Source organism: Blastopirellula sediminis, from assembly GCF_020966755.1.
GTDB lineage: Bacteria > Planctomycetota > Planctomycetia > Pirellulales > Pirellulaceae > Blastopirellula > Blastopirellula sediminis.
In genome coordinates this window covers 317,839-335,632 of the sequence record NZ_JAJKFT010000004.1, presented here as the reverse complement: position 1 = coordinate 335,632, position 17,794 = coordinate 317,839, and the positions used below count along the sequence as shown (strand labels likewise).

At 59.5% G+C, this 17,794-nt stretch carries 18 protein-coding genes; 10 read left to right on the top strand and 8 right to left on the bottom strand.

The window, feature by feature from the left end:
- Positions 1–32 precede the first annotated feature (32 nt).
- From LOC68_RS05135 to polX, 5 genes are all read left to right on the top strand, one after another.
- Complete coding sequence (locus LOC68_RS05135; protein WP_230216432.1) at positions 33–1,334, top strand: hypothetical protein; 1,302 nt, start codon at positions 33–35, stop codon at positions 1,332–1,334.
- A gap of 5 nt (positions 1,335–1,339) precedes the next feature.
- A complete protein-coding gene (locus LOC68_RS05130; protein ID WP_230216430.1) occupies positions 1,340–1,774 on the top strand; it encodes a hypothetical protein in 435 nt (144 codons plus the stop codon).
- Entirely contained in the window at positions 1,767–2,378 is a 612-nt protein-coding gene (locus tag LOC68_RS05125) for a hypothetical protein (protein WP_230216428.1), read from the top strand. The genes LOC68_RS05130 and LOC68_RS05125 overlap by 8 nt, the downstream gene beginning before the upstream one ends.
- A gap of 251 nt (positions 2,379–2,629) precedes the next feature.
- Entirely contained in the window at positions 2,630–3,931 is a 1,302-nt protein-coding gene (locus LOC68_RS05120; protein ID WP_230216426.1) for a hypothetical protein, read from the top strand.
- Positions 3,932–4,095: 164 nt separating this feature from the next.
- Positions 4,096–5,826, top strand: a complete 1,731-nt coding sequence (gene polX / locus LOC68_RS05115; protein WP_230216424.1) for a DNA polymerase/3'-5' exonuclease PolX — start codon at positions 4,096–4,098, stop codon at positions 5,824–5,826.
- Between the two features lie 78 nt (positions 5,827–5,904).
- Here polX and LOC68_RS05110 read toward each other — a convergent pair whose 3' ends face one another.
- The 7 genes from LOC68_RS05110 to LOC68_RS05080 all read right to left on the bottom strand — a co-directional run bounded on the left by LOC68_RS05110 (position 5,905) and on the right by LOC68_RS05080 (position 12,598).
- Positions 5,905–6,813, bottom strand: a complete 909-nt coding sequence (locus LOC68_RS05110; protein ID WP_230216422.1) for a sugar phosphate isomerase/epimerase family protein — start codon at positions 6,811–6,813, stop codon at positions 5,905–5,907.
- A gap of 47 nt (positions 6,814–6,860) precedes the next feature.
- Positions 6,861–7,859, bottom strand: coding sequence for a hypothetical protein (locus tag LOC68_RS05105; protein ID WP_230216420.1), 999 nt, complete (start codon positions 7,857–7,859; stop codon positions 6,861–6,863).
- Positions 7,856–8,518, bottom strand: coding sequence for a hypothetical protein (locus LOC68_RS05100; protein WP_230216418.1), 663 nt, complete (start codon positions 8,516–8,518; stop codon positions 7,856–7,858). Before LOC68_RS05100 ends, LOC68_RS05105 begins: the two co-directional genes overlap by 4 nt.
- Before the next feature lie 188 nt (positions 8,519–8,706).
- Positions 8,707–9,153, bottom strand: a complete 447-nt coding sequence (locus tag LOC68_RS05095; protein ID WP_230216416.1) for a hypothetical protein — start codon at positions 9,151–9,153, stop codon at positions 8,707–8,709.
- A 411-nt stretch (positions 9,154–9,564) separates the two neighbouring features.
- Positions 9,565–10,206: a hypothetical protein gene (locus LOC68_RS05090; protein ID WP_230216414.1), complete on the bottom strand. Its 642-nt coding sequence runs from the start codon at positions 10,204–10,206 to the stop codon at positions 9,565–9,567.
- Positions 10,207–10,329: 123 nt separating this feature from the next.
- Positions 10,330–11,832 (bottom strand): hypothetical protein, encoded by a 1,503-nt coding sequence (locus tag LOC68_RS05085; protein WP_230216413.1) that lies wholly within the window; start codon positions 11,830–11,832, stop codon positions 10,330–10,332.
- Between the two features lie 232 nt (positions 11,833–12,064).
- Positions 12,065–12,598 (bottom strand): hypothetical protein, encoded by a 534-nt coding sequence (locus LOC68_RS05080; RefSeq protein WP_230216411.1) that lies wholly within the window; start codon positions 12,596–12,598, stop codon positions 12,065–12,067.
- Between the two features lie 214 nt (positions 12,599–12,812).
- Between LOC68_RS05080 and LOC68_RS05075 the strand changes: the two genes are divergently transcribed.
- Positions 12,813–13,337, top strand: coding sequence for an ATP-dependent Clp protease proteolytic subunit (locus tag LOC68_RS05075; RefSeq protein ID WP_230216409.1), 525 nt, complete (start codon positions 12,813–12,815; stop codon positions 13,335–13,337).
- A gap of 71 nt (positions 13,338–13,408) precedes the next feature.
- Positions 13,409–14,731 carry a hypothetical protein gene (locus LOC68_RS05070; RefSeq protein ID WP_230216407.1) on the top strand — a complete coding sequence of 441 codons (1,323 nt, stop codon included), beginning with the start codon at positions 13,409–13,411 and terminating at the stop codon, positions 14,729–14,731.
- Here LOC68_RS05070 and LOC68_RS05065 read toward each other — a convergent pair.
- A complete protein-coding gene (locus LOC68_RS05065) occupies positions 14,728–15,708 on the bottom strand; it encodes a cytochrome c (protein WP_230216405.1) in 981 nt (326 codons plus the stop codon). The genes LOC68_RS05070 and LOC68_RS05065 overlap by 4 nt on opposite strands.
- A gap of 117 nt (positions 15,709–15,825) precedes the next feature.
- Here LOC68_RS05065 and LOC68_RS05060 point away from each other — a divergent pair, with 117 nt between their 5' ends.
- The 3 genes from LOC68_RS05060 to LOC68_RS05050 all read left to right on the top strand — a co-directional run bounded on the left by LOC68_RS05060 (position 15,826) and on the right by LOC68_RS05050 (position 17,787).
- Complete coding sequence (locus LOC68_RS05060) at positions 15,826–17,007, top strand: FAD:protein FMN transferase (RefSeq protein ID WP_230216403.1); 1,182 nt, start codon at positions 15,826–15,828, stop codon at positions 17,005–17,007.
- A gap of 69 nt (positions 17,008–17,076) precedes the next feature.
- Entirely contained in the window at positions 17,077–17,397 is a 321-nt protein-coding gene (locus LOC68_RS05055; RefSeq protein WP_230216401.1) for a YbjQ family protein, read from the top strand.
- Between the two features lie 15 nt (positions 17,398–17,412).
- Complete coding sequence (locus LOC68_RS05050) at positions 17,413–17,787, top strand: iron chaperone (RefSeq protein WP_230216399.1); 375 nt, start codon at positions 17,413–17,415, stop codon at positions 17,785–17,787.
- The last annotated feature ends 7 nt before the right edge of the window (positions 17,788–17,794 follow it).

Here is a 17,794-nt window from a genome sequence, read left to right as displayed (position 1 = left end):
CTTGCTGCTAATCTTCGAGGATCGACTCGCGCATGGCCCGCTGGCCCCGACTGTGGGAGAAAAAACGAGGAAAACGTCGCACAGGCTCTCCATTACTCGGAAGCGTGGGTGAGGCGATGTTTTTCGCTTCGCTACTGTTTCTCGGGTCAATCGGCCTGGTCGCAGTGGTGGCGTCGATTGCGTTCGAATCGGTCGTCGCAACCTATCTGTTTCCGGAAGCGACCTACACGGCCGGTAAATGCGTCGTGATGGAGACCGCCCTCGGCGAGAAACAGCTCGACGGCGGCGCCGTCCGCTATCAGCCCCGGATCCTGGTTCATGTCCACACCAAGACCGAGGACTACTACGGCTGGACCTATCGCCGCAATCCGACCTGGTACTCTGACCGAGAAGCGGCCGAACAAATCGTCGACGGCTTCCGCCCCGGTTGGGAATATCCTTGCTGGTACGCGTCGTACGATCCGTCGACCGTCATTCTGCGACGTTCAACCAACTTCGCCCTTTGGAGCATCCTGCTCGTCTTCGCCTCGTTTGCGGCGATTGGGGCAATCGGTATGTTCTACACGCTGCTCCTCTTCGGCGCTTCGGCCGAACGACGATCGGCCCTTGCCAAAAGTGCGCAGAAGATCGAACTGATCGGCGACCTGTTGCCCCCGTCCGCCTATCCCAACATTCCGAGCGCCGACAATCTGACCAACAGCCCCGGCGTTCGCTTGGCCTATCGGCTGCCGATCGAAGTTTCGCCTGCCTGGTGGTTGTTTGCGACGCTGCTGTTCAGCTTGATCTGGAGCGGCATGACGGCGGTCTTCGCGCTCGGCGTGCTCGCCGATTTGGAACGCCGCGAATTCAATTGGCTCCTCATCTTGCTGACCATCGGAGCAATCGCGGTCGGCGTTTGGTCGATTTATCACTTCCTGCGTCAGATCGCGCTGCATACCCGCGTCGGTCCGACCTATATCGAAATCTCCAATCACCCCCTGCTGCCAGGGCGCGATTACAATCTTCACCTCTCGCAAGCGGGGCGGATGCACGTCAAAAAGATGCGGGTCACGCTGGTCTGCGAAGAAGAAGCGACCTTCCTGCATGGCACTGACGTCCGCACCGAAACGGCAAAGGTCTATGACGCCGAAGTGGCGAACTTCCGCGGGCTGGTGATTCGTCCTGGCGCCCCGTTTGAAGAAATGCTCCACTTTCAGATTCCGCTCTCCGCAATGCACTCGTTCAAATCGAGTCACAACGCGGTCCACTGGAAGCTGCTGGTCGATCTCGACGCCAAAGGCGCCGGTCGACAACTGCGGAGTTTTCCGATCGTCGTTTATCCGCCGGTCCAATAAGAAACATGACTGACGAACCGCACATCTCGATCTCGCTAGATCGGCCGTCGCGACAATACGCGGCCGACGATGAGCTCGTTGCGCGGTTTGAAATCAGCAATCTCCCGGCCGCCAACATCACGGCGATCGAAGCGTCGGTCCTCTGGCATACCGAAGGGACCGGCGAAGAAGATATGTCGGCGCACGAATTCGTCCGGCTCCTTCCCGGCGAAGACGCCGACGGCGATCTGACGCGACTGCAATCGTTAAAAACGCGGCTGCCCCGGAGTCCTCTGTCGTATAACGGCAAGATCGTCAAAATCCACTGGGTCGTGCGAGTCCGCGTCTTTGTCGGTAAGGGACGGGACCTGGTCGAAGAGCTGGAGTTTGAACTGACTCCTTCCGGCGGCCGCAACTCCGACATGCCAGCCGAAAACGGATCGGGAGCGTCGCGTGGTTAGCACGAACCCTTTCGCCAGTCGACAGGTTCGTCCGGGAGCGATCCCCTTTCAATTCTCAAAAGATCAATCGGCCGAGCAGATCATCGAGCGACTCCGCCACGCCAATTGGCGCGGCGCAATTCTCGGTCCCCATGGATCAGGCAAGTCGACGCTGCTCGACACCCTCTCTCCCCTCTGGCGTGATCACGGCCTAACCGAACAGCGCGTCACCCTCCATAGCGACGGCCAATCAACCGGCACGATCCGACTGCCCGGTAAAGACGAAATCTTGGTAGTGGACGGGTTTGAACAACTCAGTTGGCTAAAGCGACGGTGGTTCTTGGCGCGATGCGCTTTTGCAGGCTCTCGACTACTGGTGACGACGCATACCGAGATCGGGTTGCCGATCGTCTTCCAGACGGAGCCTTCGGAAGAGATGGCGATCCAGCTTACCGAGATGTTACAGCGTGACGTCGAGCTGCTGGTCACCGCGGAGGATGCCCGCGCGACTTGTCGACAACATGGCGCCGACCTGCGGGAGACGTTATTCCAGTTGTATCACTTGTACGAGTCGCGACGAGAATTGCGCTCAAGCGGGGACGACGACGCAAAAAGTCTCCGCTGATTTTTCACAACCGCTAAAGTTTCCGCACGTGGCGAAAACTCGCCAAGCGGCGCCCGTTTTCTGTACGGCGCCACCGCCCTGAAAGAGGCGATTTTCTGGGGAATTCGGGCTGCAATTCCTGTTCTGGCTTATGTTTCTGATCTACCTTTCCTAGGATCGTTTTTTGGGCGATCCATGGCGGCATGGACCTGCCCCAAGCAAACGCGACGGATCTGCGACAAAAAATAGTGTGCGAAAGAAAAGGCATTCTGATGTCGCGAACCCCTATCCTGGCCCTGATTTTGCTGATGTCGATCGGCGACGCCGCCCATGCGGGCTGCTGGCTCACCGATTGGCTGCATGGCAATCAAGCACCGGCGCAACCGGTCGTCACGACCAACTATGCGCCGGCCGCGTGCCCCACGCCGCAGCCGTACCAGGTGAACTACGTTCAACCTCCGGCGCCGATGACCTGCGCGCCGGTTTTCCAAAATCAGACGTCGGTCCGCTACATTCCGGAAACGCAATATACGACCACCTACAAGCCGGTCCCGGTCACCGTCTATCAGCCGACCACCGTCTACTTGCCTGGCAGCAACGTGCCGACCCTGGCTTATAACGGTTGCACGACCTATCGCTGGGAGACGGAACGCGTTCCATTCACCACCTACAAGCCGGTGATCCAAAACGTCCAGACGCAAGTCAACAGCTGTGCGACCGTCGGCTACATGCAAGCGGCCCCGGCGATGCAAGCTGCTCCTCCGGCGGTCGTCGGTTCGTGCAACAGCTGCGGCGGCGCTCCGGCGCAGTTCTCCGCTCCGATTCAGTCGATGCCCAGCACCCAAGGTCAATGGGTTCCGGCTCAAGGTGGCGGCGTCAGCTCGATGGTCAATCCGCCGGGCGCCTATCCGCAAGGAATGTCGCAGCCGATGCCGAGCACGCAATATGAAGTCGCCCCGTACCAAGGGCAAAGCGCTCCGTATCAGGGTGGCTCGCCGGCCGATCAACCGCCGTCGCTCAGCCCCGGCACGATGACGCAGCCGAACTACGATAGCCAGAACGCGCTGCGAGTCGCTCCGGAAGGAAACTCGGTCCTCAGCCCGACTCCTGGCGCCACGATCATCAAGCCGTCGCCGCAACCTTCGCCGGCGACTTCCCCCTCGGCGACGACGCCGTCGACTGATTCGAGCTCGATGATGCGTTTGAGCCCGAGCGTGACGCCGGGTACGACCACACCGACTGCTCCGCAGTCGCTTGGTTCGGCCTTCACGCCGTACGCTCCTTCGTCGGCCCCGGCCAATCAAACGCCGCCGACGACGCTCGCTCGTCCGCAACTCAATCCGCTGATCAAGCCGATTCCGGATCCGGACTACTTCCCGACTCGCACCGATTCGTACGAACAGGCTCCGGCTCTGCTCAACCCGAACGACAAATCGGCCCTGATCCCGACGGCCAAGATCGTGCCGATCGCGTGGGACGAAGTCGCCAAGCCGGTCGCTCGTGAAGTGAGCTACGAAACGCCGACCGTTTCGATCCCGGCGAAGAAAAGCAGCTGGCATCAAATCGGCCGCTAGTTTTTGCGAACAACGTAAAACTCCCCCAACGGGGCGCGACGCTTGTCCGCCCCGTTTTCTATTTCGAATTCGTCCTTCGTCATTTCTTTCCGGGGTGTTGATCATCTCCCGCCGCGTCCGCTAGGCTGACCCAGAATCGCCGCTTGCGCGCAGGAACCGAGAGAATGACCAACGAACAAATCGCCAACCGCTTTGAAACGCTCGCCGACCTTTTGGAATTCGACGGAGCGAACTCCTTCCGCGTCCGCGCTTATCGCAACGCGGCCCGCACGATTCACGACTTGGGAGATCCGCTGTCGACGATGGTCGATCAGGGACGCGATCTGACTGAGCTCGATGGAATCGGCGACGACTTGGCGAAGAAGATCGTCGTGATGGTCAACACCGGCCACCTGCCGGCGTTGGAAGACATTCTCAAAAAAATCCCCGCGACGGTGCTGGCGATCTTGCGCATCCCGGGACTCGGCCCGAAGAAAGCGGCGGTGCTCCACAAAGAGCTCGGGATCAATGATCTCGATCAACTCAAGCAGGCCTGCGTCGAGCATCGGGTGAAAGAGCTGAAAGGTTTCGGCGCCAAGACCGAAGAGACGATCTTGAAAGGGATCAAGATCGCCGCCGCAGCCGATGAGCGAACCTACTGGTCGAAAGCGGACCTGGTGGTGCAAGATCTTCTCGCGCATCTCAAGACCTGCAAAAGCATCGAACGGATCGAACCGGCCGGCAGTTATCGTCGCGGCAAAGAGACGATCGGCGACATTGACCTCTTAAGCGTCTCGACCGATTCCCAAGAGGTGATGGACCGTTTCGCCGAGTTTCCGCTGGTCGAAGAGACGATCGCTCGCGGCGATACGAAGATGTCAGTTCGGTTGGAGACTGGTCTGCAAGTCGATCTGCGCGTCGTTCCGGCCGAGTCGTTCGGCGCCGCCCTGCAGTACTTCACCGGCTCCAAGGAGCACAACGTCCGCGTTCGCAGCATCGCGAAGCAAAAAGGGCTGAAGGTGAATGAGTGGGGCGTCTTCCGGGTCGAAGAAAACGGAGACGAAACGTACGTCGTCGGCGCCGAAGAAGCGGACGTCTACGCAGCGCTCGATCTTCCTTGGTTTCCGCCCGAGATGCGGGAAGACCGGGAAGAGTTTCGCTGGGCCGAGTCAGGTAAACTTCCGGAGCTGATCGTCGAAAGCGACTTGCAGGGAGACCTGCACATGCACACCCATGCGAGCGACGGCGCCAACTCGTTGGAAGAGATGGTCGCCGCGGCGCGGGCCAAAGGGCTGAAATACATCGCGATCACCGACCACTCGCAGCGTGTGTCGATGGCGAACGGTCTCGACAGTGAGCGGCTCCTCGAGCAATGGAAGATGATCGATGAGTTTCGCAAGACGATCGATGACGACTTCCTGGTCCTCAAGGGAATCGAGTGCGACATCCTCGAACAGGGCGGAATGGATCTGCCGGACGAAGTGCTGGCCCAAGCCGACTGGGTCATCGGTAGCGTTCACTATGGCCAGAACCAACCGAAGCGGCAGATCACCGATCGAATCATCGGCGCGTTAGAAAACCGGTACGTCTGCATGATCGCCCATCCGACCGGACGCTTGATTAACAATCGCCCGCCGTACGAAGTCGATCTGGAAGAAGTCTTTCAGGCGGCGATCGCCAATAAGAAATTCCTCGAGCTGAACGCGGCGCCGAAACGTCTCGACCTGAACGACGTCTACTGCGCCGCCGCCAAACAGCGCGGCATTCCGATCGTGATCAACACCGACGCCCACCGGACCGAAGGTTTGTTGCAGGCGCGGTACGGCATTCTCCAAGCGCGACGCGGCGGACTGACCAAAGCCGACGTCGCGAACACGCGTAGCTGGGCCGAGATGCAGAAGATGCTCGGCCGCTAACAACGTAGGGCAGGCCGTGCCTGCCGAAATGCGAACGCCCGCAAGAAGAGCGGCAGTCACGGCCTGCCCTACAACTTCTTACGCAAGCGCTTCGCGAAGCGTCTCAATATACTTCGGGCACTCTTCCCGCGGATCGGCCTCTTCTTCGTACTCCAGCACGACGAAGCCGCGATAGTTCGCGTCGCGCAAGATCTTCGCGATGCGAGCGAAGTCGGTCGGAACCTTTTTCTTGTCAGGCCCCGAGACGACCACTTTCACCTGCACGTTCAGCGCGTACGGAGCGACTTGCGCCAGTTCGCCGTAGATGTCGTCGCTGTGGAAGTTACCGGTATCAAGATTGACGCCGAACCAGGGGCTATCGACGTCTTTGACCAACTTCAGCAAACCTTCGGCGGTCGACGTCGGCCCACCGTGATTTTCGAGCGCGAGGAAAACTCCCTTCGTACCGGCGTAGTCGCAAACTTCCTGCATCCCTTCGACCATCAGGCGATGCGACTCGTCGGCGGCGACTCCCTTTTTGTCGTGACCGGCGAAAATGCGAATCACCGGCGCGGTGAGCACCGCGGCGTTGTCGATCCAGGTTTTGACGCCGGCGATCTGCTTCTCCCGTTCTTCGCCGGCAGGATGACCAAAGTCGTTACCGACCGCGGTGCCGCTGACGCTGAGCCCGAGGAGGAACGCTTGATGCTTAAGCGCCAGCAGTTGCTCGGTCGTCACGTTCGGCGGGAAGTAGTACGAGGTGAGCTCGGTTCCGTCGAGCTGCATCTTCGCGCAATCGTTGATGAAGTCGGCCAGCGTCAGTTCCGGCTTATTCCCTTGCAACAGCTTGCGATAGCTGTAGGCGGCCAGGCTGAGCTTGAAATGGGGCGAAGTCCGATTGGCGATCGGCTCGGCGGCCATGGCCAATTTCGGGGCGCTCCAAGCGGCGGCGGCCAAAGCGCCGGAAGCCGCAATCCATTGACGACGATTGAGCGTGGTCTCGTGCACAGGGAGGTCTCCTACCTGTTGGATGTGAGCTGGACGTCTAGCGAACGTTAGACGTGGGCGGGAATGCGATCGGCGGCGGCTTCGGCTTTGCCGTTGGTTTCCACGACTTCCGATTTCGGCTTCACCTCGAGCGGAGTGAAAAACGCCAGGTTCATCACCAGCATCAACAGAGCGAACAACCAATTGCCGCTTGCTAAAGCGTACAGGATCCAAATCGGGATGGAAACTGCGATCATCAGCGGACGCAACGGACGAACCCAGATCGCCACCGGATAGGCCAGCTCGAACAGCACCATCGCGTGCGTCCACGCGTAGACCAAAAGAGGGCTGCTGCGCAGGAACTTGAAGTCGACCAGCGGCGATTCAGGCCGGGCCAACACGTTCCACATCGCGGCGCCGTTCCACCAGACGTAGCTCGCACCCAGTTTGCTGAGCGCCATCATCACGAAGAACATCGACAGATGAACCTGCGTCAGGCGGGTCGCAATGTTCGCGGCGTACGTCTTGCCGATCGCCGGTTTGCCGGCGCGACGACGCCAAATCGCGTCAATCGAATAATGGGCTCCGCACGGTCCCAAGCACAGATAGAGCATCAGCGGGCAAAGGAGCGGTTCGATCAGCCCGCTCAGCACAATCGGCGAACGTTGGGCGTACGACAACACCAACACAAACGCCATGACCGCGGTGACGCGCGAAAAGAAGCCCGCGGCCAGCGCCAGCAGCGTGACGATGGTAACCGCGTGCAGGATCCACAAATCGGTCGGATCCTGGAAGTAGTAAAGCAGCGACCAGTAGGCGGCGCCGTACTCGGGATCGGTAATCCCGGTGATTTCATAAACGCGCGCGACCGGCATCACGCCGTCGGCGGCGAACCAGAAGGTCAGGTCGCTCGTGTAGCCGAGAATGTACAACAGCGCGACGCACGCCAAAGCGATGCGGAGGATGCTGAGGGTCTTGGCGTCCGACGCGCGAAACCAAAAGTAGGTCCACGCTGCGGTCGTGCAGCGAGCCAGGTCGGCGAAATATTCTTGAATAGCGGCGATCACTTTTGGCTCTCCACAGCAGGCGCGACGTGCTCGATCGAATCCCGTTTCAACACTTGCACTTGTCCGTCTCGATCCAACCAGACGTCGGCTTCATACACCTTTTCAAAATAGCTCGGAGCGTTCGGATCGGTCGCCGCGCCAACGCCCAGGTCCATCGGCTGGAACAAGTGGCGACGGAGACGAAAGACGCCGCGCTTCGCGCCGCTGTCATGAAACGCGTGAGCGGAAAGCGACTTGGCGAACTGAGCTGGAATGCCGTCTTCGCCGATGCTGGCCTGCACCGCCATGAAGGTGGCTAGAGTGCCAACGCGCTGCTGCGCTTGCGAGCCATGGACGAACGCGTTGTTGAAAACGATCGTTTCGCCGGCGCCGGGGCCTTCGGTCAGTTCCAGTTCCAGCAGATGGTCTTCGCTAAACGGCTCGCCGCTATGAACGAAGTAAGGGGACCCCGTCACGCTGATGCCAAGCGTTTCCCCCATCGTCGCCTGATAGAGACCGCCCAGCCGCTTGTGCAGCCCCGACATGTACTCATTTCCGAGCGGGCAGCTCAGGAGGACCCAAAGTCCAAAAAGGTAGGGAATCAACGCCAGCGAAAGAATCGATCGCACATTGCTCGAAAGCGGTTGTGGATCGGCGGTCGTCTGTTGGGGTGCGGACATATTAGACAATCTAGGAAGGCACGCGAAAATGTAGCGACTTCTAGTCTAATCAAAGCTAGCACGCGTTAAATTGGGTAAGCGCATAAAAAAATCGGGCTTCCAAGTTGGAAGCCCGATCTTTGTACCCATCGTCAGGTCATGCGGGCGGCCGTCACAGGGCGACCGCCGTGTGCATTCCCCTCCGTCGACTAGCGGCGGAAGCTGACGGTATGGACGCGAACCGGCATGCGGATGCTGGCTTCGGCCGGCGGGGCCGGAGCTTCGTCGCTCGGGCTGGCTTCAGCCGGAGCAGCTTCCGGAGCGGCGCAGCTCGGTTCCGGGGCGCAGCAGGTCGGTTCCGGTTCGCAGCAGGTCGGTTCCGGTTCACAGCAGCTCGGAGCCGAGCAGCTGCACTTGCACTTCAGGCCGAACAGACCGCAGCACTTTTTGTGGTGCGAGAACAGGCCACCGCAGTGGCACTTCGGACGGCACTTCAGGCCGAACAGACCACAGCAATCTTTGACGCCACAGCAAGCCGGAGCTTCGCTGCAACCATTGCAACCCAGGGCGGCGGTCGCCTCACGCTCTCCACCGACCAAGGAAATTCCGACGATCGCGAAGAAAATCGCGATGCCAAGTCCAAAAATGCGATTCATGTCAGAATCCTCCAAGAAACTCTACAGTACTTGAAGCGTAAGGGGGGAACCTTCACGCCACAACGCAAGAGCCGTAGGTCGCGTCCTCTGCGAGGACATGGGTAATCGACCCCAGCTCTACCGACTGCTTATTCAGCGAACATCCTGTGATAAAGTTTGCCGAATACGCAGGTCGCATGCACTACGCAGCATAGGCCGTTAAATTATCAACTCCAAAAGCGAAGTCAACCAGCCAAACCGGAATTTAGTAAAATTAAGTCACCCACGTAAGATCATGAAGATTTGCAGGTTACATCCGTTTTGACCGTTATCGGCGCACGAAAAAAGCCCTCGAAGTCGAGGGCTTGTGTCTGCTAGCACCGTAAATTCCCGATTGGCGCGGCGAATTCTCGCCTCACCCCCCCGAAATTGCTATCGCTGAAAGTACTGACTTCCGGAGCCTTCTCCGGGTCTGGCGGTGTGACTTGCCGGCATTACTTCGGAGGAACCGGTCCCCCCTCGGCGAAGAATTTCTCGTTCCGCCAGTTTCTGGGCCTCAAACATCTCGGCCGGATTCTCAAACGGCAACACCAGCGGCGGTTCGCCAGCGAACAGTTCGGTCGCCATGCCGGCGACGCGCCATCCGCCAGTTTCACGACGCATGATCCAGACAATATCGTAGGAAACCGCTTTCCCTTGCGGGTCGACGTCAAACCAATGGCTTTCGACGTGAGCGCCTCGCTTCTCGGAAGTGATGTAGATCGTCTCGCCCACTTCAAACTTTGCGCCGGAAGCGCCAACCGGATCAATCGCCAAGTTGTGTTTGCGAGTTTCCTGACGCGCCTTCTGCGTCAGCAACTTGGAAGTCAGTTCTTTGTCGCCGTCGCGAAGCGCCGCGAGAAACGATTCGACCGCCGTTTTCGGATCGATCGAGGCGATCGCCAGCGGATCTTGAACGGGGGCGACTTCGACGTTTTCCCCGGTATTTTCCGACACTGAAGGGTTGTTTTGGTTATTGCAGCCGACCAGCAGCATGGCTGCCGACAGCAGTAGGGCGCAACGTTGATAGAGCATGATTCTTTCCTTCCTTGGAAAACGCGCATCGCCGGACGAAGCTGCGCTTCGCAGGCGCAAATCTTGCAAAGCTGCCGAATCGAGTCAATGTCAATCGCCGCCATGCGATCGACAAGCGGCGACTTAGCCCGCGCCCAGACCGCGATCGAACGCGTCTTGCTCGCGTTGATAGACTGCTAGCGTCGAATCGAACGTATGGCTAGAGACTTGCCATTGCGGCGCCTGATCGGTGTAGGCGTTCGCATGGGCGACCATCAGCCGGTACAGGAACTTGAACAAGTGCCGCGGCACCCGCAAAGAGCGGAGCGCCTCGAGCAGCCGCTGGTCCGAAACCGACGAGTCGATCAAATCCCGCAGGGTCGGAGCCGGGTTTTTGTCGGCCACGGCCGCCAGACGAGCGTTCGCCACGTCCTGCAGAGCTTCGCTCGACCACTGCAGCGACGGGATCATGTTCTGCTTGTCGAGCCGGGCTCGCTGGTAGAACTCCTTCGTCTCCCGATCGACGAATTGCGTTAACTCGATCGGCAGCAGCAACTTAAAGCCGATCCCCGGCTGTTTCAGGAACTTGTTATCCAGCATCGGCCAGAGAAGCAGACGCATCAGTTCCGGCGAACCGTTGATCAGATGCGGCTCGTCGACCCGGTCAACGATCACCACAATCCCGGTGCAGCCCAGGGAACGGAGGACCCCAAAGAACTTGTCGAGCATCTCATACCGGTCGTCGGTCCGGTCGTGAGTCGGCAGCGGCTGAGACGACAGTTCGGGCAGGGTGAAGTTCATCAGCAGCCGGCTGAGCGAGAAAGTCTCGCGATTGCCGGTCCGGACATGCTTCACGATCCCCCAACCCTTCCAGGTCGAGCGAAACGCTTTCCAAAGCCACGGGGCCCAGCCGGCAACCAGCATCACCAGGTATAACCACCAGGGGGGCTGCGAAGCTTCGCTGCCGCGCGAAAGCATCGCGATCAGCAGGGCGATCGTCGCCACGGAAACGGCGGCGCCTACCCCAAATTGCCACCAGGCTCGCGGATTCCAGAACCGCAACTTGCTGCGGAGATGCGACCAACGTTCTTTGAACGTTTCGGCGGTCGATTGATCGTAACAAGCGGCCAACAGCAGCAGATCACGGGCCTGACCGCGATCGAGTTTGCTCGCGTCCCCCGGCTCAATCTTGCAGGCCGACGGCTTCGCATTGCGAGTTTGCAGCATCTGATCAATCAGCTGCGTCACGCCGATCGACAGGATCGAGTCCATGTGATCCCACAGTTTCCACTGCTTCAGCGCTTTTTCGGGATAGCGATTGCGGCCGAACATTCGATCGCGGAAACGATCGAGGTAGGGATTAAAGTCATCGTATTCGATGATATAGATGCGTTGGTCGGCATGGTCTTCATTATGTTTGGCGACATGCTCGACGATCTGCAGACGCATCGCCGTTTTGCCAGCGCCCTTTTCGCCGAAGACGATCGACGTCGAAGGATCGCGGGGATCGCCGTACACCTTTTGCCAGGCCGGGTGATAGGTGCTGTCGATGCAGCCGGTCTTGAACACCGTGTCGGTTTGCGCGTCTTCGACCGCAAACGGATTCGCGTGGATGCCGTGGTGCTCGAGAAACTGTTCAACCTTCATCGATTCGCCTCACCGATTTTCGGACGATCGAAACTGCCGTTACGATCGCTACCGTCGTCAAAGTGCTTACAATCTGCCCGGTCCGCTAGAATTGACCAAGCTAATATAGCTCTCGGCTAAGCAAAAGGAGGGCCGCGGATAATCGCGAGGTGAAAACGCATTCATCTACGGCGCAATAAAAAAGCGGGCGATTTCTCGCCCGCTTGTTTCTCGTTGCGTAATTGACGCCGCGTTACTTCACTTCGAGGCTATCAACCATCGATTTAAACGCCTTTTCATTGTGTTCGACCGTCGCCTTGGGGCCGGTAAACTTAATGAAATATTGGCCGGCTTTCTCGCTCTTGATAATCGCCCCCAACATGCGGTAGTCCTTCTTGATCTCGGCTTGGGCGAACGGCCCGCGTTGATCGCGGAAGTCGCCCGAGATGTCGACGATATAAACCGTCTGACCCGCGATTTTCTCTTCTTTCATCGGCTGTTTGACGGCGCCGGCGAATTGTCCGACCCAGCGATCAACGTTCGCTTCAATGCTGCCGCCCGCTCCCATGATCGTGATGCGACCCGCTTCGCCCCCTTCTTCGGCGGCCGGCGCCGAGAATTCATAGTCAATAATCCGCACCTTCGGCTCTACCTTTTTCCAGCTTTCCGGCGCGACCAGCGACATTTTGCCATCCGACAGTTCGAGCTTGGTCGGTTCGGCGGCAAACGACATGGTTCCCAGGAAAAGTGCGGCGGCCACAGCGGCCAGAATTTGATTGCGTCGCACGGAATACCTCTCGTAGGGTCAGGGGGAAGGAAATTTTCGGCTGGTCTCATCCTCATCGCGTCCGCGACGAGACGTCTCTTTATCATACAATGCCAGATGGGCGATTCGCCTCCCCCGGAGCCGATTTCCCGGGCGAAAGCGATCTGCCGCCGAGTTGCCACGGAGATTTTCGCCTGAACTCTCCGTTTTTCCCACTTTCTAGCGAGAACGCCGCGTGAACGACCACGAAGACGACGACCAAGAGCCCGAAAAGTACGAAATCGCGATCTCCGGCGAGCTGGGCGAGGACATGGTCGACCTGTACGAGAAGCTCCTCGCCGTGCCGGAAGGTGGAGAATGCACCCTCTATTTTGATTCGCCCGGGGGGAGCTCCTACGCTGCGTCGGCCCTTGTTTCACTGATCAAACTGCGGCGGCTCGATGCGACCGGGATCGTCATCGGCGAATGTTCCTCCGCCGCGATCTGGCCCTTCGCCGCTTGCCGTCGCCGCTTCGTCACCCGGTGGAGCGTCCTGCTGTTCCACCCCATGAAGTGGCAAAGCGAAGAGAACATCCCGCTGGCCGAAGCCCGCGAATGGGTCCGCCACTACAAGTTCCTGCACGAAGAAATGGACGTACTGCTAGCACAGTTGTTTGGCGTCGACGAAAAGCTGATTAACCGCTGGACTCATCCCGGCAAGTTCGTCACCGGCCCCGAACTGGCCGAAGCGGGCCTCGCCGAATTGGTCGAGCTTTTATAAGCCCCTTTTGCTACGATCTGCGATCAGTCCCCCCTCGTTCGCCTCATCCACGGTTGGCGCGCTACTGATCGATGTTCGTCCGCAACTTGCAACTCGTGCTTTTCGGCTTCGCCGCATTGCTGGTGATCGGCTGCGGCGAACGCAAGATCGTGCACGATCCGAACAAGCCGTCTGACTACGGACGGCTGACGCTGACCCGGCAAGTGAATCATCCAGAGCTGTCGCAGTTGGTCAGCCCGATCGTCGACGAAGGGAAGTCTCCGCTCGGACTGGAAGAAGAACTCGCCGCCGATCAAGATCCGCCCAACAACGGCGTCGCGGCGCTGATGAAGATCTATCCCGGCCCGCTCGCTGATCAGATCATCGACAGCACCAACGCCTGGCTGCCGAACAAAGAATTTCAGTTCGCGCCGCTGACGCTCGAAAAAATCCACGCCTATGTCGTCCGCCATCGCGAGAAGGTTGACCGCGGACGGGCCGCGCTGCAAATGCCACAATGGAAATACTTCTGGCAGCCGACCGAAGGCTATATGGCCGACGTCCACTTCGTCGAATGCACCCGAGCCGCCGCCAGGCTCGAGATTCTCTCGGCCGCCGTCGCTCTGGCCGATCAAGACCTGGACGCCGCATCCATTCATATCGCCTTCGCCCTGGAGTTGGCGTCGCGTTTGGGCCAGGTCAATCTTGTGTACGCACGCCGAACCGCGGCCGAACTTCGCGCCGAGGCCTTTCCGGCGATCGCCGCCTTGGCTCAGCAGCCCAATGTGACCCGCGACGAACTTTCAACCATCGCGAAGACGCTCGCCAGCCATGTCGCCGCGTGGCCCAATGACGCCGATGCGTGGATCGCCGACCGTGCCTGCGGGCTGCATCAATACGAACTGATTCGCGACGGGCAATTCCTCTCAACTGTCCCTCGCGACGAATACCAGCAATTGAAGGCGGAGAACGAACTCGAAGCGCTCACCCGCGCCGTCGCACGTAATTTGAATAGCGACGAAGTGGTCTACCTCAAACAGATGCGGGCACTCATCGAAGGCTGCCGTCTCCCCTTCTACCAACGTGCGGAGTTGCTGTCGCAACTTCACTCGCAGTTGGCGGCGCTCGAAGGAACGAACGACTATCCAACTGTCGCCGCTCGCTGGTTGTTGGTCGACGTCGACAAGCAGCAGCGGATCGCAGCGCGTGATCAGGCTCTATCGACCGCGTGGAACTTGGCGCTTGGGCTAGCGTTAGGAGAAGAACCTGTGCCGGCGCCGCCGATCAACGTGTTGACCGGCGCGCCGTATCAGATTCGGATCGAACCGACGCGGGTCGTCGTTGCGGCGGTCGATGGCGGGGGAGAGGACGAGATCATCCAGCTTCCCCGCTTGGGAAAACCGGCGAACAACTAGCGATAGTTGCCGTGGCAATCGGAACAAGAGGCGTTGAGCCGTCCGCCGGCTTCGCGAGCCAGGTTCGCATCGCCGCTTTCGGCCGCTTTGATGATGTCAAGCGCGGCGTTGTGCATCTGATCGCAGAAACCGACGTAGTCGTCGTCGTCCGCATAGTCGAATCCCTCCTGCTTCATCGATTTGCCGATGGCGGCGATGATTTGGGCTTCGTGCAGGATCTCCGCTTTGTTGCTGCGGAACTCCGCTTCGCTGGCGACCCACTGCTTCAGCTTCTTATCAAAGCCAGCTTCGAGCCGCTGCATCAGCGGCGGACGATCGGCGATCGTTTCCCAGGTCGCATCGGGATTGCCGTCTTCATTGAATTTGGGAGTACTGCCGCGAACCATGTCGTCCAGGATCAGCGCCCGGTCTTTGACCGAAGCGAACGACTGATCGGTCCCGACCTTGCAAACGTCGGCCGTTTTCCAGAAAGCGTCGCGAGCCGCGAGCGACGATTCTTTCCAGCGGACGTCTTCCGACTTCTTGTTGATGATCTCAAACAGCATCGCGAGTTCGGTAAAGTTGCGCCGGCAAACGGCGTAACCGCCCCCTTTGAATTCGCGGATGTTCATCGCGATCGGCGCCAGTTCCAGGTTCAGCGCTTTCACTTCATCCTGAATCACTTCCGCCGTGATAAAGCTCCAATCGCCGCTTCCCCCGGTCGACGCGCCGCCGGCCGGAGCCGCCGACATACCACCGCCGCCTGACATTCCACCTCCACCGCTGGCGACCATGGCCGGAGCCGTCGCTTTCTGGCTGAGGGACGCCGGGCGCGGTCCGCTGAGCAATTCGCCGAACACATCCCGCGAAAAGACGAACGACGCGCCGGTGCTGTCGTAGTTGTCCGGCAACTTCGCTCGTCGCTCCGGCTGCTGGGCGCTGGCCGTGGCGATGGCGGCGATCGTAAGCGTTAAAGCGAGGAAACGGGAAGTTCGCATGACGAGAAGAATCCTTTTCGCTGGGGGGCAGGCATACGTCGCCTGCGAGGAGCGCTATAATCGAAGTATCGACGACGAAACAGTTTTCGGCAAGCAATCGAACCTAAAACGGCCCAGATGAGTGCTCGTAAATCGAACCGACGCGACTTTTTACGGGGAAAATCGGCCGTCGACGCGCTGCATGACATTACGGCGCAGCCCCTTCCTCCCCCTTCATCGCTAAAACCGGCAGCTCGCCCCGCGGACGAAGGAGCGAAACCGGAATCGGCGGATGGCCCAACCGCGGCTGTGCCGACTGCGAGCGAACCGGAAGAGCCGCAGTCGAGCTACCTGATCGAAGTGAGCCGCGAGGCGATGGCCTGCACCTTCGCGATCTTCCTGAACGCGGGGCAACATCGGCTCGCCGCCGAAGGGGCGGTCGCCGGGCTCGACATGATCGACGAGTACGAACAGCAGCTCTCGATCTATCGCACCGACAGCGAAGCGACCAAGCTGAACGCCGCCGCCGACTACGCGCCGATCGCAATCGAAGAGGGCTTCTTCCATCTGCTGCTGCAAGCCAAAGAAATCTACGCCGAGACCGACGGCGCCTTCGACGTCACCGCCGGACCGCTCGCCAAGATCTGGGGCTTCTACCAGCGCAAAGGACGCGTCCCGAGCGAAGAAGAACTTGCCGAGGCGCTCGCGAAAGTCGGCAGCCAATACCTGACCCTCAACGCTGACGATCATTCGGTCTTCTTCGAGAAGCCGGAGATGGAAATCAATCTCGGCGGGATCGGCAAAGGCTACGCGCTCGATCGGGTCGCCGACTTTTTGATCGACAAAGGAATTACCAACTTTCTTTTCCACGGCGGAACGAGCAGCGTCTTGGCCCGCGGATCGCGTCTGCGCGGCGATGGCGCCGTCGGCTGGCGGATCGGCGTTCCCCATCCCTACTTGCCAGGCAAGCGGATCGGCGAAGTGGTGCTGAATGACGAAGCGCTCGGAACCTCCGGCGCCGCCCATCAAACGTTCGTCGAAGGTGGTCGTCGCTATGGGCACGTGCTCGATCCGCGCACCGGCCGGCCCGCCGAAGGCGTCTTGTCAACGACAATCGTCGCGCCAACCGCAACGATGTCCGACGCCCTGTCGACTGCCTGCTTTGTAATGGGGCCTGATCGCACGGCCGAGTATTGCGAAAAGCATCCGGAGATCGGCGTGCTGTTTGCGATGGAAGGATCGCGGCGGAATACGTTTGAACTACGGTTCTGTGGCAATATTGCGGAGAAGTTTGTTCCCGACGCGGGCGAAATGAAATAGGCTGGTTGCTTCTGACCGAATTCCTTGAAAACGTCTCACGTTTCTTTCGCCCCAACAGGAAGCCCACCGATGATCGTCACCACAGGCAACGAAGTCGCCGGCCATGAAATCTCTGAGTACCTGGGAATCGTCCGCGGCATCGTCGTCCGGTCGACCGGGATCGGTCGCGGGCTGATTGGCGGGTTGCGTTCGATTGGCGGCGGGAATATTCCGGAATATGTCGCCGTCTGCGAAGAAGCCCGCGGGCACGCGTTTCAGCTGATGCTGCAACATGCCAACCAGGCCGGGGCCGATGCGGTGATCGGCATGCGTTACGACGCGACCGAATTCATGCAAGGGTCAACCGAAGTGTTGGCTTATGGGACTGCGGTGAAGCTGCGGAAGACGTAGTCGGCGTAATCACGCATGAAGGGCAAGAAACCAACCACGATCGCTGAGTATATCCGTGCGGCGCCTGATGTAGGACAGCCGCATTTAAAGCAGATCTACGCAATCCTCAAAAGCGTCGCCCCGGACGCCGAAGAGGCGATCAAGTGGAACACGCCTTTCTTCGTCGAGCCGCGGTTTCTGTTCGCCTTCGCCGCCTTCAAATCGCACTGCACTTTCGCGCCAACCGCCGCGACGCTTGAGCATTTTCGCAAAGAGCTGAAGAAGTACCGCACCACCAAGAATTACCTGCAAGTTCCCTACGAAGAGGAAGTGCCGGAAGATCTGATTCGCCGGATGGCCCAGCACTGCGTCGCAACGGTCAGCGCTCGCGAAGACGACTCTTTTTGGTAAATCGAAC

What these genes read in the sequence shown, in the direction of transcription:
- LOC68_RS05135 (WP_230216432.1), top strand. Translation starts at nt 33, where the DNA reads ATGGCCCGCTGGCCCCGACTGTGGGAGAAAAAACGAGGAAAACGTCGC.
- LOC68_RS05130 (WP_230216430.1), top strand. Translation starts at nt 1,340, where the DNA reads ATGACTGACGAACCGCACATCTCGATCTCGCTAGATCGGCCGTCGCGA.
- LOC68_RS05120 (WP_230216426.1), top strand. Translation starts at nt 2,630, where the DNA reads ATGTCGCGAACCCCTATCCTGGCCCTGATTTTGCTGATGTCGATCGGC.
- polX (WP_230216424.1), top strand. Translation starts at nt 4,096, where the DNA reads ATGACCAACGAACAAATCGCCAACCGCTTTGAAACGCTCGCCGACCTT.
- LOC68_RS05100 (WP_230216418.1), bottom strand. Translation starts at nt 8,518, where the DNA reads ATGTCCGCACCCCAACAGACGACCGCCGATCCACAACCGCTTTCGAGC.
- LOC68_RS05095 (WP_230216416.1), bottom strand. Translation starts at nt 9,153, where the DNA reads ATGAATCGCATTTTTGGACTTGGCATCGCGATTTTCTTCGCGATCGTC.
- LOC68_RS05090 (WP_230216414.1), bottom strand. Translation starts at nt 10,206, where the DNA reads ATGCTCTATCAACGTTGCGCCCTACTGCTGTCGGCAGCCATGCTGCTG.
- LOC68_RS05085 (WP_230216413.1), bottom strand. Translation starts at nt 11,832, where the DNA reads ATGAAGGTTGAACAGTTTCTCGAGCACCACGGCATCCACGCGAATCCG.
- LOC68_RS05070 (WP_230216407.1), top strand. Translation starts at nt 13,409, where the DNA reads ATGTTCGTCCGCAACTTGCAACTCGTGCTTTTCGGCTTCGCCGCATTG.
- LOC68_RS05065 (WP_230216405.1), bottom strand. Translation starts at nt 15,708, where the DNA reads ATGCGAACTTCCCGTTTCCTCGCTTTAACGCTTACGATCGCCGCCATC.
- LOC68_RS05060 (WP_230216403.1), top strand. Translation starts at nt 15,826, where the DNA reads ATGAGTGCTCGTAAATCGAACCGACGCGACTTTTTACGGGGAAAATCG.
- LOC68_RS05055 (WP_230216401.1), top strand. Translation starts at nt 17,077, where the DNA reads ATGATCGTCACCACAGGCAACGAAGTCGCCGGCCATGAAATCTCTGAG.
- LOC68_RS05050 (WP_230216399.1), top strand. Translation starts at nt 17,413, where the DNA reads ATGAAGGGCAAGAAACCAACCACGATCGCTGAGTATATCCGTGCGGCG.